We start from the raw sequence: 16443 nt of genomic DNA, 5'->3' as shown, positions 1-16443 counted from the left end.
CTCAGAGGCTAGGCCCTGTAGGCCGTCCACATGTTGCTGATGCGGGTGCTCTGGTCGGGCGTGAACTGGTTGTAGCAGGAGTCGTACGAGTAGTCCATGTAGTTGTGGATCGGGTCGAGGCCCGGCAGCGAGCAGGAGTCGCGGCCCTCCGGGCAACCGTTCGTGGCGCTGCTCTGCGCCGGGGTGTCCGCGACCTCGTCGTTCGTCGCGGTGCAACCGCCCTGGAACGTGTGGTACAGCCCGAACCAGTGGCCGGCCTCGTGGGTCGCAGTCTCACCGAGGTTGTAGTTGGCGATGCCGCCGCCCGGCAGCGAGTCGTAGTGCACCCGGATGCCGTCGACGCCCGGGTTGCGGTCGTAGTCCCACGGGAACGTCGCGATCCCGAGGTAGGCGAAGTCGACCAGCCAGATGTTCAGCGCGTTCGCACCGCCCTTGCGGGTCTGCTTGCGGTACGTGCTGCTCTGCTTGTCCTTGTGCCAGTTGTTGTTGTTGTAGCGGAACGTGCCGGCCAGCGTGAAGGTGAAGCCGGTGTTCGCGGCGGCCGACGACTCCTGGCCGGCGAACGTCTTGTTCAGGACGGCGATCTGCTGCGCGATCTGGGTGTCGGTGACGTCGCCGTTGCCGGCCGCATCGCGCATCACGTGCACGTACACCGGGACGTTCGCGGCCGCCAGCGCACCCTGCGGAACGCCGATCCCACGGGCGGCCTTGGCCTTCAGGATCTGGGCGGTCCGGGCCTCGATCGCCTTCTGCTCGGCGGGCGACACCTCGCGGGTGTCCGGGCCGGGACCGCCCCTCGCGGCGGAGCCTTCCGGGACGAGACAGTCGGCCGAGGGCAACTGGTCGATCGGCAACTGCGCCGTCGCCTGACCGCCGAGTGGGCTGAAGGTGAGCGCCGTACCGGCCAGCAGGACCGCCAGGGCTCGGGGACGGGTGATGAAAGATCGCATACCTGCGCTCCTCCGGGGTCGGGCCGCGGGGCGGGCGGCCGGTTGCCCGGCATCCTGCGCAACAACTTCCCTGCGACGGAAGCGATCACCGGGAAATTTCCCGTGGTGTAGGGAAAACCTTCGGTGCTCGAGTCGCGGCGTCAGGTTCCGTCGGGCGAGATGCCGCGGACCAGCAGGCCGCGTGCCGCAGCCGCCGGTGCCTCCCACCGGGTCGCGTAGTGGTCGAGGAAGATCTGTCCGACCAGCTCACCCCGGCTGCGGACACCGGTCTTGGCGAAGATGGACTTGAGGTGGTCCTGCACCGTGTACGGCGACATCGTCAGGGCGCGGGCGATCTCCTTCGTCACCCGGCCGCGGACGCACTGCATCGCCACCTGGCACTCCCGCTCGGTCAGGCCGTAGGACAGCGCGATCACCGGCGCGACGTCCTGCGGGGTGGCGGGATGGATGACCACCGCGGTCCGGCCGGCGTCCGCGCCGAGCCGCGTCCCGTACAACATCAGCCAACTGCCGGAGCGGGTGCGGACGCGGGCCCGGGCCGCCAACTCGAGAGGGTCGGTGCCTGGCGCGATGGCGCGAGCGCGGGCGGCGATCGCCTGCACCGTCTTCGACTCGCTGGGCGTACTGGGTGGCGGCTCTTCGATGATCTCGCCGATCCACCGCTCCGCGGCGCCCGAGATCGACTCCGGTTCGCCGTACTCGTCGAAGACGACCACCCCTGGACCGTGGTCGAGCGGACCTCCGCCGGACGGCGAGATCGGCTGCGCCAGCAGCGCACGTCGCAGTCCGGCCGCCATCAGCGGAGCCAGCATGGCCAGCGTCCGCACGTCGGCCTCGGTGAACCACGGCTCGCCGGCGCGGCGGAGGAAGGCCGCCGCTCCCCAGTAGATGCCATCGGCAACCAGCGAGACGCGCAGTTCGTCACCGAAGCCGTAGGTCTGGTGGGAGCGGTGCCGGGTCGAGCGGGACAGGTCGCCGTGGGTGTCGAGGCTGGTGGCGCCGGCGATCCGGCCGCTGTGGGCCAGGAAGGACCACTTGTTGACGTCCTCGACGACGTACTCGTGATGGGCCAGCCACGATCCCGAGCAGCCGACGTTCCGGTTCAGGCTGCCGGTGAACAGGATGGTTCCGGGGTCGACCGTGTGGCAGCAGTAGGCGTCGAACGGGATGGCCGTCGCGAGCACGTCGGCGACGGCGGCCCCGAGGTCCACCCAGGTCAGCCCGTCGCCGCCGAGCCGCTGGATCTCGTCCCGGACCCGCGGCACCAAACCACCGGTGGTCACCCTTGGAGCGTACGGCGCGTCGTTCCGCCGTGGCACCCCCAGAATCGTGGGATGGCGGCGGCAAGAAGCCGCTGCGCAGGCTGAACGCATGACGACCACAGACGCGGCCCCCGCGGGGGCACTCCAGGACGTGACGCCGAGCCGCATCTTCGAGATCGCGCAGGGCTTCATGATCAGCAAGCACCTGTTCGCGGCCAGCGAGCTCGGCCTGTTCGAGGCGCTGGGCGAAGGCCCGGTGGATCTCGCCGGGCTCGCCGCCCGGACGGGCCTGACCCGGCGTACGGCGCGCATCAGCGCGGACGCCATGGTCGCGCTCGGCCTGCTGGAACGCGACGGCGACCGCTACGCGAACAGTCCGGTGACGGCCGCCTTCCTGTCCGGGGCGACTCCAGCCGATCTCCGGCCCCTGCTCAGGTTCTGGGATCGGTTGAGCTACCCCGCCTGGCAGGATCTCGCCGGGGCACTCGGGCGCGGCCGGCCGGCCCACGAGATCTTCGAGATCGACGACGAGTTGGTCCCGATCATGTCGGCCGGTATCGCTGCCGCCACTGCTGCCGCTTGTCACGCTCTTCCAGAGGCGGCCGCGCTGCCGCCCGGGAGCCGGGTGCTGGACATCGGCGGCGGCACCGGCTCCTGGGTGATCGCCTTGGCAGCGGCCGACCCGACCCTGACCGCAACCGTCTTCGAACTCCCCGACGTCGCCGCCGTCGCGCAGGACCAGTTGCGCACTACGCCATACTCCGCCCGCATCGACGTCCGCGCGGGTGACGTCCTCACCGACGACCTGCCACGCGGGTACGACGCGTTCCTGCTCGCCAACGTGGTGCACTACTACACGCCGGAGACGAATCAGTCGATCCTGAGCCGGATTCGGGGAGCAGCCGACCCCGGTGCTCACCTGCTGCTCGCCGACTTCTGGACCGACCCGACCCACACCCAGCCGCTCGCAGCCGCGCTGATGGCCGGCGAGTTCGCTGTCCATGTCAACGACGGAGACGTCTACAGCGCGGAGGAAGGCGCGAGCTGGCTGACGGCTACCGGCTGGAAGCCGACCGGGCACAGACCGCTCGCCGGACCGATCAGCCTGGTCACAGCCGAGGCGGTGTGACGCGGGTCAGGACCGTGCGCCGGCCGGAGTACGCGGTGCGTCGAGGCTTCCGTAGCGTTCCATTCTCTGCCAGCGGAGGCGGGAGCCGGCGAGGGCGGTGAAGACCGACTGGATGACGACCAGGTACATGAGCTGCCGGTAGACGAGTTGCTGCAGCGGCAGCGTCCAGAGTGGCCCGGCGCGCTCACCGTCCAGCCGGAACGCGTACAGGCCCATCCCGAGTTGCAGCGCCAAGAAGCCCAGCCAGACCAGCCCGACCCGCAGTGGGTCGAGGAAGAGCAGGCCGTAGAGCGCGAACACGTCGACCACCGGTGCGAGCAGCGGCAGCAGCACCTGGAACAGCAGGAGGTAGGTCAGGCCGCGTCGGCCGAGCTTGCCGGCCGGACCGCGCTGCACCCAGGCACCCCGGTGCTTCCACATCGCCTGCAACGTCCCGTAGCACCACCGGTACCGCTGCCGCCACAGCGCACCCAGCGACGCCGGTGCCTCGGTCCAGGCGATCGCACGCTCCTCGTAGACCACGCGCCACCCGTCGCGGCACAGCGCCATCGTCAGGTCGGTGTCCTCGGCCAGCGTCACGTCGCTCAGTCCGCCGATGCGTTCCAGCGCCGTACGACGGAAACCCCCGACCGCACCGGGAACGGTGGGCATGCACTCGGCCAGGTCGAACAGCCGCCGGTCCAGGTTGAAGCCGACCACGTACTCGATGTGCTGCCAGCGCCCCAGCAACCCACCCCGGTTGCCGACCTTCGCGTTCCCCGACACCGCGCCGACGGACGGGTCGGCGAAGGGCCGCACGAGCATCCGCACGGCGTCCGGCTCGAAGACCGTGTCACCGTCGACCATCACGATCAGGTCGAAGCGCGCCGCCCGCAACCCGGTGTTGAGCGCGACGGGCTTGCCCGCGTTGCGCTGCCGGATCACCCGGACGCCCGGGATCCGCAGCGCCTCCACGATGTCCGCCGTACCGTCGGTCGAGCCGTCGTCGACGACGATCACCTCGATCGGGTGGTCGGACGTGACCAGTGACCGGATCGCCGCCTCGATCCCGGCGCTCTCGTTGTACGCCGGGACGATCACGCTGACCGGCTCGGTGACGGGGTCACCCCACGCCCAGTCCCGCATCCGGGCATGCCGCCGGGCCGCGACCACGGTGGTGATCGCTCGGAGCACACTGAGCGCGCCGGCGGCGTACAGGAACCAGGTCAGCAGGCTCAGGATGCCGTCACTGATCCGCAGCGCCCAGATGGCGGCCAGGCCACGCGCACGCTCCACCAGGCCGGCCTGGTGGACCGGTTGCGGCAGACCGACCGCGTCACTCACGGTCGCGAACCTGAACCCGCGCGCCTTCAGCCTCGGGATCAGCTTGCCCAGCGCCGCGATCGTCTCGCTCCGGTCACCACCCGCGTCGTGCAGCAGCAGCACCTCGCCCGTGCTGCCGCGCGGCATCGAGTTGGCGATGACCTCGGTCGTCCCGGGGCGCCGCCAGTCCTCGCTGTCCTGCGTGCTCAGCACGGTCAGGTACCCGTCCCGTCGGGCCGCCTTGATCGCGGACCAGTCCGCGTCGGTCAGTTCGCCCGGCTCGGACGAGTACGGCGGCCGCAGCAGCGGCGTGATCATCCCGGTCGCGCCGGCCAGGATCAGCTGGCTCTGCCGTAGCTCGAGCGACCGTCGCCAGCCGGCCGCCGTACTCAGGTTCGCGTGGGTGAACGTGTGCACGCCGATCTGGTGGCCCTCCGCGACGATCCGGCGGGCCAGTTCGGGATGGGCGGCGACCTCGGTCCCGACGACGAAGAACGTCGCCTTCACCTGCTGTGCCGCGAGCAGGTCGAGGACCTTGGGCGTCCAGGCCGGATCAGGACCGTCGTCGAACGTCAGCGCGATGGTCCGCGCGGCCGGGCGCACCGAGCGGATGTCGGTGGGCGTCGCGTCGATCACGGGACCGCCGTCGAGGACCTGCCGCGGTACGGCGGTGTTCCCGCCCTGGGGTGTGACAGCACCGTCCGGCTGCGTGCCGAACATGTGATGCGTGTAGCCGTGCAGGACCAGCATGCTCGACAGGCAGACGAGCAGAACGGTCAGCACGATCCAGTGGGTGCGCAGGGGGACGGGCTTCGCACGCCGCGCGACGGGACGGCTCACGGCCTGGACGGCGACTTCGTCCGGCCCGGCGGCACGGTGGGTTTGTTGCTGGTGTGCGTGGTCGTCGGAGTGGCCGTCGTGGGTGCCGTCGTCGGCGGCGTGGTCGGCTTGCCGGGCGGAGCCGTGGGCGAACCGGTGACCGGAGTGGTCGGTGCGATGGTCGGAGTGGGTACGACGGTCGGCGTGCCGGTCGGCCGCGGTGTGCTGCTCGAGACCGGCGTACTACCCGAACTCGGTGTGCTGGTCGGCTCGGTCTCGCGCTCCGGCGTCGCGGCCACCTCACTCGGGCGCACCGACTGTACGGCGGCCGGACCGGGCGAGACGAGCGGTTTCCCGGGTGCCGGCTTGACCGCCTCCGGCAACGGAACCAGCGGGGTGTCCAGGCTGGGCCCCCCGAGCAGGCTGCTGGCCAGCACGATCACGTAGCCGACGGTCGGAACCGCGAGAACCGCGCCGGCACGGCGGATGGTGCGATGACGGCGCCCGGTCGAGTCGAGAAAAACCGGCCGCCGAGCGGAGGGCGGCTTCACAAGCGCGAGATCCTACTAGCCCCGACCGCGCCTGGGCACCACCGAACACCTCCGCTGAGATGCGTCAAACGCTTGTATCGCAAGGATCTCCGGGTCGCGAGCCGTCTGTCCGACGCTCGCGACACGCCCGGACGGACCAGGCCGCGGAGTTACCCGGAGGTCAGGTGTGCCCAAAAGGGCACCTGAGGTATTGCCAGAGTGACTCTGGGTCATCTAGGTTTGCCCGGCGGCCGGGGGGTCGCCCACTGCGCGACCGTGGGGGGAGCGCGGGCTCTGGGGCCGCGGGGGTGAACCATGGGGATGGTCCGTCGTGCTCGCATGCTCGTCCACTCGCGGTTGACGGCGGTTGTCGCCGCCTTCAGCCTGCTGATCGGCCTGATCGTCTACACGCCACAACCGGCCCGTGCGGCCGAGGCCGGTGTGGACGATCTGCTCGCGGCACTCGGTGCCGGTGGTGAGGCGAACAGCCTGGCCACGTGGACCTCCGGGCTCGCGTCGATCGACAAGCTGGGCGAACAGCTACCACTCGTCGGAGCCAGTCCGGGTGGCCTACTCGGACTGAACGACGTGGTGGCCAAGGGCATCGCGGACGAACTGAAGACCGCGAGCGACTTCGGCGACCTGGAGGTCGACGAGCCGATCACGATCGACGGTGACCGCAGCGGCCACCTCGAGACGTCGGTCAGCGATCTGGGCGAGGGCAAGAAGCTCGACGTCGTCGTCACCGTGGACAAGACGGTGACCAAGCAGGACCTGCGCCTCACCAGTGCGTCGCCGAAGGTCGAGCTGGCCGTGTCCGACGGCATCACGGCCACGCTGAAGTCGCGGTTCGCGCTCAGCCTGGTCTGGACCGGCCTGGCCGACGACAAGGTCTACCTGGTCCGGTCGAACAGCACCCCGCGCCTCGACGTCGACGCGCACGCGAGCATCGACAACGCCACCGCGCAGGCCGCCATCGGCATCCTGGGCGTCTCGCTCACCGGCTCCACGCTCGACCTGGACGCACACTTCGCCGGCACGGTCAGCGACCCGGACAACGACGGCAAGCTGTTCTTCGGCGCCGCCGGCGAGCTGGCCCAGCCGGGCTCGCTGGAGGGGTTGCTGAGCGTCGGCCTCGACCCGCAGGGCTCGCTGCCGATCGACGACTCCGACCCGAACTCGCGCGGGTCCGTCCATGCGAGCTTCCAGTTGGGTGCCGCCGCGGCCGGGATTCCGGCCGCGTTGCCGAGTGAGATCACTACGACGGTCAACGTCGACTGGGCCGACATCGGCACCGGCGCCCCGGTCGTGACCGCGCCCGACCTCGCGGCAACCGTCGGCCGGTTCCAGAACATGAGCCTGCAGGACCTGGCCGAGGGCCTCGCCCAGGTGGTCGCCACGCTCACCGCCGTACAGAAGGCGAAGTTCGATCCGGACAAGGACGGGCCGCTGCCGACCATCGGCGACCTGGACCTCCCGTTCATGAAGGGCACCTTGGCCGACGCGGTCCAGGTCAACCAGGTGCTCAAGGACTTCATCGCGGCCAACACCGTGCCCGCGCCCGGTCAGCCCGGGTTCGTCCCGGGTGTCACCGATCCGGCCCAGGCGGGCAAGCCGACGTTCACGTCGCTGCAGGACCTGCTGAAGAAGCTCGACACCGCGACCGGTATCGACCTGAGCAACCTGGACTGGGACGCGGCGGCGAGCAAGCTCGCGCTGACGCTGAACATGACCAAGACCAGTGCGCAGACCGACCTGGATCCGATCAGCATCGAGGCGTCCGGCAAGGTCGCGACGTACGGCGCGAAGACACTCACCGTCGCGGGCGCCGGCTGGAAGCCGAACCAGTGGCTCGGCCGCCGCGTGGTCGCCGGGACGTCGGCCGGCGAGGTGATCGGCAACGACGCGGCGACGATCACGCTGAAGCAGGACTGGATCGGCGGTACCCCGGCCAAGGACACGCCGTACGTGATCGCCGGCTCCGAACCGCACGTCGGCGCGGTCACGTTCGCGAACCGGATCGACCAGGGCGGCCACGGCATCGTCAACGCGAACGCGGACCAGACGTTCGCGAAGGTCACACCGTCGTTCAGCGCCGCGCTGACCCTGGTGCTGGACCTGCAGGACCCCAAGACCGGCAACGACTGCATCGGCTTCCTCGGCAGCACCCAGGCCTGTCCGTTCACCCAGCACAACGGTCCGCTCGACACCGTCGTACCGGCGTTGCCGCTGAACACCGACCGGGTCCTGATCCGGACCGGTTCGGCGCTGTTCTCGGCGGACTTCCCGATCGACACCGCGGTGGATCTGACCGCGAACGCGGGCTTCTTCGAGGTGAAGGTCAACGGCCAGCTCAAGGTCTGCAACTCCTCGCTCGCCGAGACCTGCCCGGCCGGTACGCCGACGGGCCACATGCTGAGCGTCGGACTCAAGCCGCAGGGCGACCTGCGGATCTCCGAGCTCTTCAAGCAACTCGTCGACTCGCCCGCCACGCTGCTGGATGTCGACGTGAACGTCCGCGCGTACGGCGACCTGTCGGTCAGCGTCCCGGGTGCGGAACAGTTCCTGCCCGCAGGAGCCACCACGGCCTTCAAGGCCAAGTGGACCGATCTGACCGATCCGGCCACGCTGTCCCTCGACACCGCCGACCTGTCCGAGATCTTCCGGCTCGACTTCGACGCGAACGACCCGAAGGCGCTGTTCACCGCCCTGATCAAGGCCCTGCAGACGTTGTCCGCGCAGCTGGCCAAGGCGAACCCGGGCGCCAGCGGCGGGGTCTACGACAAGGAGATCCCGGGCCTCGGAAAGTCGTTGCGCGACCTGCTGGTCAGCGACGAGTCGAACGCCGGCACCGGCGTCAGCTACGGCACCGACACCGTGACCGACGCGACCCGCGCGGGTGACAACGTGTTCACGCCGTCCCTGGTGGGCCGGTCGATCGTGGTCGGCAGCCAGGTGGCGATCGTGAAGTCGGTGTCGCCGGACGGGAAGACGCTCACGCTGACCAAGCCGTGGGAGTCGATCCCGGCCGCGGGTACGGCGTACATGATGAGGTCGGCCCTCGACGACGTGACCGACCAGTTGCTGGCGAACACGCCGGACAGCATCCAGGACGCGGTCGTGCTGCTGAACAAGGCGCTCGGCACGGACAGTGTGAAGTTCCGGTACCTGGAGAAGGACGGCAAGCCGAACCTGGTGCTCGACGTCGACTGGAAGCGGAAGTACCGCGCGGCGTCGCCGGTGAAACTGTCGCTGGGCAGCCTGAACGGCGCGAACCAGACGTTCGCCGGCGCACAGGCGACCGGTCTCGCCCAGGTGGACGTCGACGGCCGGGTCAAGGTCGGCCTGGTCCTCCCGCTCGAGGCCGGTGAGGGCCCGTCGGACGCCGCCTCGCTCAAGGTGCTGGAGGACTCCTCGATCAGCATCGGTGCGAAGGCGAAGCTGGAGAACGGCGTCATCCGGGGCGTCATCGGTCCGCTGTCGATCGCGCTGGGCAACCCGGCGGCCGGGGCTCCGGCCGCGGAGAAGGCGCAGGCCAAGGCGGACCTGAGCATCGCGTTGGCGAAGTCCGGTGCGAGCGCGGACACCCCGGTCTCGTTCAGCGACTTCCTCGGCGCCGTCGGGGTCGACTTCAACGCCACCAACGGAACCGTGACCTGTGGCGAGTCGGTCACCACACCGCTGATGGTCTGCGGCAACCTGCCGATCTACCTGAACAACACCGGCACCGAGGCGGGCTGGGCGCCGATCGGCACCATCGCGCTGCGGGTGCCGGACTCCACCAACCCGGCCGATCTGCTCGACCTCGACGACAACCTGCCGGCGCCGGACGCCGCGCTGAAGGAACTGCAGCTTCCCGACGACCTCGACGACCGGCTCACCGCCGCGCTGCTCGACTTCAAGAACTTCGGGGACGGCATCGAGGGCTACCTGGCCCTGGTCGAACAGGCCTTCCGTACGGCGAGCCTGCAGGGCAAGCTGCCGCTGGTCGGTGAGGACCTGCAGCAGGGCGCCGACTTCATCGGTGACCTGCGGGCGAAACTGCGGGCGTCGATCTGGAACGAGCTCCCCGGTGCCGGCCGGCCCGCCAACTCCAAGGAGTTCGCGGACTTCATCAACGGCCGGCTCGCGACCGCGCTCGCCGAGGTGAACATCGCCGCCACGGACATCGAGGTCACCTTCACCTGTACCGAGGCACTCGAGGTCTGCCCGCTGGACAAGATCACCGGAGCGTTCCTCGACTTCACCGCGCAGCGCGGCAAGGTGACGCCGGACAAGGGCTGTGAGGACACCGGGGCACCGAAGCCCTGTTACAAGACCAACATCCCGCTGGACATCGGCATCCCGGGTCTGGCGCTGCGGCAGGGGAAGGACGGTACCGACGGGATCAGTGTCGCGGCCGGTTTCGCGCTGCACTTCCGGGTCGGGCTGACCAAGGACGACGGGTTCTTCGTCAACACCCACGACGGCTGGGGTGCGGAGAACAAGGCACTGCCCGAGCTCCAGGTCGGGCTGGCGTTCGACCTGCCGGACACCATGGTCGCCGAACTGGCCTTCATCAAGGTCAACGTCGACAAGGCCGACGGTCCGGGGCACGACAAGTCCCTGCCGCTGTTCGCCGGCGCGTTCCAGCTCGACCTGAAGGCGCCGGGTGACGGCAGCTGCTTCAAGGGCAACGAGGCCGCCTGCGCACCGGTCGAGGAGGCGAAGATCAAGTTCGCCGACCTCGGCAGCACCGAGGGCCTGTTCGGGGTCTCGATCAAGGGCGCGTTCGTGCTGGACTGGATCGTCCGGGCCGAGGTGGACTCCGCCTTCCCGGGCGTGCGGGCGAACTTCCAGCTGAAGTGGGCCTTCGACAACCAGGCTCCCGACGCCGCGCCGGCGCCGTACATCGCCTTCAAGGACGTCGGGATCAATGCCGGCACATTCTTCGAAGGTCTGCTCGGTGACGTGGTCAAGGAGATGAAACGGGTCACCGGGCCGCTCCAGCCGGTGATGGACACGCTGTACGCGCCGATCCCGGTGCTGTCCGACCTGAGCCGGATGGCAGGTGGCGACGACGTCACGCTGATGACGCTCGCGAAGACGTTCAGCACGCTGGCCGACGGGCCGAAGCTGGACTTCGTCGACACGGTCAAGGCGGTGATCGAGTTCATCAACCGGCTGCCCAGCTGCAACGCGGCCGATCCGAACGACTGCTACGTCCCGCTGGGCGACTTCGAGATCGCCGGGGACAAGGCGCTCACCACCAGCAACTCCCCGACCACGGCGGACAAGATGTACGCCAATGTCACGGAGAAGTCGCCGGCCGAGATCAAGTCGGCGCTGAACAGCAAGAACGACAACCCGAACGCCGCCGGGCACCCGGTCTTCGGTGGCACCGGGCTGGCCGCGGAGAAGGGTGACGCGGAGAAGTCCGGGTTCAGCTTCCCGATCCTGGAGAAGCCGGCGACGGCCTTCAACCTGCTGATGGGCGGCGACGTGACGCTGGTCGAGTTCGACTCCGGCCCGCTCACCCTCGGCTTCAGCTGGCGGCAGGCCTTCGGCCCGGTCTACGCGCCGCCACCCGTGTTCGTCACGCTGGCCGGGTCGGCGTCGGTAAGCCTGCGCATCGTGGCCGGCCTGGACACCTACGGCATCCGCAAGGCGGTCGAGGCGGCCCAGAACGGTACGCCGGTCGACGCGGTGGACGTCCTGGACGGGCTGTTCTTCAAGACCGTGGACGACGCCGGCGCACCGCTTCCGGTCGTCCAGTTGACCGGGGAGATCGCGGCCGGTGCCGCGGTCAGCGCGGTGGTCATCACGGTCGGCATCGAGGGCGGCCTGCGGCTGACCATCGGCTTCTCCTGGAACGACCCGAACAAGGACGGCAAGTTCCGGGTCAGCGAGTTCCTGCACGCCGCGCTGAACAACCCGCTGTGCCTGTTCACGGTCAGCGGCCGGCTGTCGCTGTTCCTGCGGGTCTACATCACCATCGGGGTGAGCATCTTCTCGGTGTCGTTCAGCTTCACGCTGGCCGACGTGACGCTGCTCGACTTCTCGGTGGCACCGGACTGCGAACCGCCGCCGCCGAAACTCGGTGGCACGGTCGGCGACACGCTGGTGGTGTTCGCCGGGAAGTTCGGCAAGGACGCCCAGCGCGGCGCGCCGTGGTCGAACGACGCCGAACCGGTGGAGAAGGACACCGTCAAGGTGATCTCGCTGCACTACGCGCAGACCCCCGCCGACCCGACCGGTGCCAACGGCAACTTCGACGGCTTCGCCGTGGAGATGCTCGGCGAACGGCGCGAGTACCTCGACCCGAACCTGAAGCGGGTCGTGGTCGACGGCGAGGACTACGCCAAGCCGATGGCGATCACGTTCATCGGCGACGGCAAGAAGCAGTCCGGCGGCGCGGCGGGTGACAACCCGGCGGTCTTCGACAAGGACGCGGTCGTGATCGGCGGCAAGGCGGCCGACGTGATCACCACCGGACGCGGTCTGTCGTACGTCGACGGCCGCGGCGGCGACGACATCATCGTCACCGGTGACACCGGCGGTGCGGCCTCGAAGGCCGTCGTGGCCGGCGGTCCGGGCAAGGACACCATCACGGTCGGCAACGGCGACGACAAGGTCAGCGGCGACGCGTCGCTGGGCAACGCCCGGGTCGAGCGCACAGTGACGCACAACGCCCAGGACGGCGGCGGGACCAGGAAACTGGACGGTGTCTTCAACTGGGAGGCGATCGCCGACCCGACCACGCAGACCGACGGGCCGCTGCCGGGCGACGACACGATCGGACTCGGCCTCGGCACGAACAAGGCCCGTGGCAACGCCGGCGACGACAAGCTGGCGGTCGCGACCGACGCGCCGGACGGGTCCAAGAAGGCCGGCGTGAACACGCTGGTCGGTGACGGCGGGAGCGACCGGATCACCGGCGGTTCCAATGCCGACCGGATCTTCACCGCGGCCGAGGGCGAGTTCGGCGTCGACGCGTCCGGGCCGGACGATGGGGACGCGATCAACACCGTCGACACCGGGACCGGCAACGACCAGGTCTGGGGCAGTGACGCGATCGAGACCGTGACGAGTCATTCGCTGGGCGACCAGGGCGCGACGATCCGGGGCGGCGGCAAGAACGACGTCCTCACCGGCGGCTACGGCACCGATGCGGTGTACGGCGGTCCCGGTGACGACTACGTGATCGCCGAGCCGGCGGCCGTGGGCGACGTGACCGGAACCGACCAGGGCTTCGGCCCGCTCCGCAAGGTCGACAAGCAGCCGCTTCCGGCCGGGGTGCAGTCCAACGCGAAGACCCTCGTCGGCGGTCTGGGCAACGACCACATCTACGGCGGCGACGGTCCGGCCACGGTGTTCGGTGACAAGCGGATCGACGCGGAAAAGTGTGCCGCCGGTACGCCGGTCACGTCCGACCCGATCGACGAGAGCACCGGTGCGGACACCGGTGACGGCAACGACCGGATCCTCGGCGGTGCCGGGGTCGACACGGTCTCGGCCGGCGGCGCGGACGACCTGGCTGAACTTGCCGGGGGCAACGACCTCGTCTGCGGCCAGCAGGGCAAGGACACCCTGCGCGGTGGCGGGGACGCGGACCAGCTCTGGGGCGGTTCGGAGGCCGACATCCTGTACGGCGACGCGGGCGTCGACCAGGTCTTCGGCAACGGCGGCGACGACACCGGGTACGGCGGTCTGGACCCGGACGTCGTCGAGGGCAACAACGGCAAGGACTGGGTGACCGGTGGCGACGGCAACGACGTCCTGTACGGCGGAACCCGTGCGGCGGGCCGTACCGACACCGGCGACGACGACCTGTACGGCGACCTGGGCAACGACCGGCTGATCGGTGACAACGGCACGGCCGGCGAACTCGCCGTACCGCTGGATCTCGACGGGGAGACGCCCGCGGCCGGCACCGGTGACCGGATCCGCGGTGGTGACGGCAACGACGTCGCGTACGGCGGTCTCGGTGGCGACGTCGTGGACGGGAACGGTGACGACGACCACCTGGAGGGCAACAACGGCTCCGACGTGGTGCACGGCAACGCAGGCGAGGACGCGATCGCCGGTGGGTCGTTCCAGCAGGCGTCGGACGGGGTCGGCCGACCGGACGCCGGCGACCTGCTGTTCGGTGACGAAGGTCCGGACCTGCTGGCCGGTGACAACGCGGTCCTCGCCTTGACCACCGACCCGGCGGCGGCGACCCCGGTGACGAGGCAGCGCGGCTTCCAACAGGGCCATGTCGTGACACTTCTCGACCTCGGGCTGACTCCGGCGGCCAACACCTCTGGCAACGACCAGATGTCGGGTGGTGAGGGTCAGGACGTGCTCTACGGCCAGGGTGGTGCCGACCGGGCCAAGGGTGACGGTGACGACGACTACGTCGAAGGCGGTCAGGCGAGCGACTGGATCGAGGGCGATCTGGCCGACGACGACCTTGTCGGTGGCAGTTCGACGCCGCTGAGTGGCTCGACAGGTCAGCTGGACACCGCCGACGCGATCCACGGCGGTCCTGGCGATGACGTCGTCACCGGCGACAACGCCGCCGTACTGCGGCCGGCTCCCGGCCAGCTGCCGACCCGGGCGACCGTCCGGCTCGGTACGGAGGCCGGGACGCCGATGGCGCCGCGGATCGTGAACCGCTACGACCTCGCCGCGCTTCCGCCGGCCGACCGGTTCGGTGCGGACCGGATGTCGGGTGGCGACGGTGTGGACGTGCTGTACGGCCAGGACGGTGGTGACTTTGTGTCCGGCGGTGCCCGCGCGGACTACGCCGAGGGCAACGGTGGAGCGGACGTCATGCGCGGCGACCTCTCGCTGGCCGCGGACTCGCCGTTCACCACGGTCCAGCCGCTCGCCGACCCGGGCTGGCCCGGTACGGCGAGTGCGCCGGCCCTCCTGGAGGGTGCGACCGCACCTGACGGTCAGGACGACCTGATCGGCGGCAGCTCGGCCAAGGGCTTCCGCGACACCGGTGACACGGTCGAGGCCGACGGCGCGGACGACGTCGTTCTGGGTGACAACGGATCGCTGCTGCGGACCGTCACCGGTGGGACCGAGCGGGTGTACGCCGATCGCTACCCGAACGGCGCACCGCCGGCCGGCGCGACGGTGGCCCGGACCCACGACCCGGATCTGGGTGACCCGAGCACGCGGTTCTGCACCGAGGCGCAGGCGACGTGCGAGGTCACCGGAGCCTTCGGCGCCGACACCTTGTACGGCGAAGCGGGCGACGACGGGATCTGGGGTCAGGACGGGAACGACACCGTCTTCGGCGGGCAGGACGACGACGACCTGTACGGCGAGCTCGGTGACGACACCGTCCACGGCGAGTCGGGCGAGGACGCGATCCTGGGTGACCGGGGTGGCGTGGTGAACCAGTACCTCGACACCGGTGACAGCCCGGCGCAGTTCACCTTCTCGCTGACCTCGCCACCGGCCGAGACCTACGTCGGCTTCCGGCGTACGGCCTACGACCGGCGGGTCGACCTCGAGCACGACGTCGACGGCGACCAGTGGATCGGTGCCTCGACCGCCGCCGAGATGCCGCACGACGGCATCTCTGTGGGCGGCCGGGACCGGCTCCGGGGCGGTGCGGGTGCGGACAACATCCACGCCGGGTACGGCGACGACCTCGCCAACGGTGACAGCGGCGGCGACCAGGTGTTCGGCGCCGACGGTGAGGACGTGCTGTGGGGCGGCAAGGGCTGTGACCCGGTCCTCGACGCGGCCACGCCGGACTGCCTGACCAACGGCGCGTTCGATCCCGACGCGCGCGGGACGAACGACCGGTTCGTGGACCACGTCTTCGGTGGCGTCGGCGAGTCGGACGCGGCCAAGCAGGACGTGGCCGGGTCGGACCTGCTCGACTTCAACCCGCGGGGTTCGTTCCCCGGCAACTGTGCCCCGGGCGACTGGCCGGTGACGGCCAACGGTGTCACGGTCGACCCGTGCCTCTGGTTCCAGCTGACCGGCAAGGACGACGACACGGCCGGCCCGGCGAGCCTGGCGAACAACAACCACCACCAGGGCACGGACTGGATCTACGGCGGCTGGGACCGGGACGTGATGCAGGCCGACGTGGCCCAGAACGGGCCGAACGCCGGTGACCGGCTGATGGACTGGAACGGCGCGTACAACCTGTACACCCACTGCAACGCGGCGTACGGCGGGTTCAACGACGTCCGCCAGCACTCCCCGGCGATGCACGGGTTCCTGACCTCGTTGGCCTGGGGGTCTGGCGCCGGACGGTCTGTGACGGACGTCACGACGGCCGGGACGTCGGCGTACCGGGAACTGGCCTTCGCCTACAACCCGGACTACAACACCCACGCCGTCGGGCCGGCGTACCCGGGGACGCCGGGGCACTTCGACGAACCGGTGGCCTGTTCGGACTGATTGATCCGGTGCGCCGGGCCGCGGTGGTGAGCGGTCCGGCGCACACGGGTGAACTC

General features: G+C 70.0%; 6 protein-coding genes. 3 read left to right on the top strand and 3 right to left on the bottom strand.

Annotated elements, in window-relative coordinates; all coding sequences use genetic code 11:
* Positions 1 to 8: 8 nt before the first annotated feature.
* Positions 9 to 950, bottom strand: a complete 942-nt coding sequence (locus ACYVOK_RS31560; RefSeq protein ID WP_460666235.1) for a zinc metalloprotease — start codon at positions 948 to 950, stop codon at positions 9 to 11.
* Positions 951 to 1090: 140 nt separating this feature from the next.
* Positions 1091 to 2233: a LuxR C-terminal-related transcriptional regulator gene (locus ACYVOK_RS31555; RefSeq protein ID WP_460666234.1), complete on the bottom strand. Its 1143-nt coding sequence runs from the start codon at positions 2231 to 2233 to the stop codon at positions 1091 to 1093.
* Between the two features lie 88 nt (positions 2234 to 2321).
* Here ACYVOK_RS31555 and ACYVOK_RS31550 point away from each other — a divergent pair, with 88 nt between their 5' ends.
* Complete coding sequence (locus tag ACYVOK_RS31550) at positions 2322 to 3341, top strand: methyltransferase (RefSeq protein ID WP_460666233.1); 1020 nt, start codon at positions 2322 to 2324, stop codon at positions 3339 to 3341.
* A gap of 6 nt (positions 3342 to 3347) precedes the next feature.
* Here the strand turns inward: ACYVOK_RS31550 and ACYVOK_RS31545 are convergent, their stop codons facing one another.
* Positions 3348 to 5426: a bifunctional polysaccharide deacetylase/glycosyltransferase family 2 protein gene (locus tag ACYVOK_RS31545; protein WP_460666232.1), complete on the bottom strand. Its 2079-nt coding sequence runs from the start codon at positions 5424 to 5426 to the stop codon at positions 3348 to 3350.
* A 6-nt stretch (positions 5427 to 5432) separates the two neighbouring features.
* On the opposite strand from ACYVOK_RS31545, the gene ACYVOK_RS31540 reads away from it, so the two are divergent.
* Positions 5433 to 5909 carry a hypothetical protein gene (locus ACYVOK_RS31540; protein ID WP_460666231.1) on the top strand — a complete coding sequence of 159 codons (477 nt, stop codon included), beginning with the start codon at positions 5433 to 5435 and terminating at the stop codon, positions 5907 to 5909.
* A 404-nt stretch (positions 5910 to 6313) separates the two neighbouring features.
* Positions 6314 to 16387, top strand: coding sequence for a calcium-binding protein (locus ACYVOK_RS31535; RefSeq protein ID WP_460666230.1), 10074 nt, complete (start codon positions 6314 to 6316; stop codon positions 16385 to 16387).
* Positions 16388 to 16443 lie beyond the last annotated feature (56 nt).

This window comes from Kribbella swartbergensis (assembly GCF_054784135.1).
This window is presented reverse-complemented; position numbering and strand designations above follow the sequence as displayed.

What these genes read in the sequence shown, in the direction of transcription:
- ACYVOK_RS31560 (WP_460666235.1), bottom strand. Translation starts at nt 950, where the DNA reads ATGCGATCTTTCATCACCCGTCCCCGAGCCCTGGCGGTCCTGCTGGCC.
- ACYVOK_RS31550 (WP_460666233.1), top strand. Translation starts at nt 2,322, where the DNA reads ATGACGACCACAGACGCGGCCCCCGCGGGGGCACTCCAGGACGTGACG.
- ACYVOK_RS31535 (WP_460666230.1), top strand. Translation starts at nt 6,314, where the DNA reads ATGGTCCGTCGTGCTCGCATGCTCGTCCACTCGCGGTTGACGGCGGTT.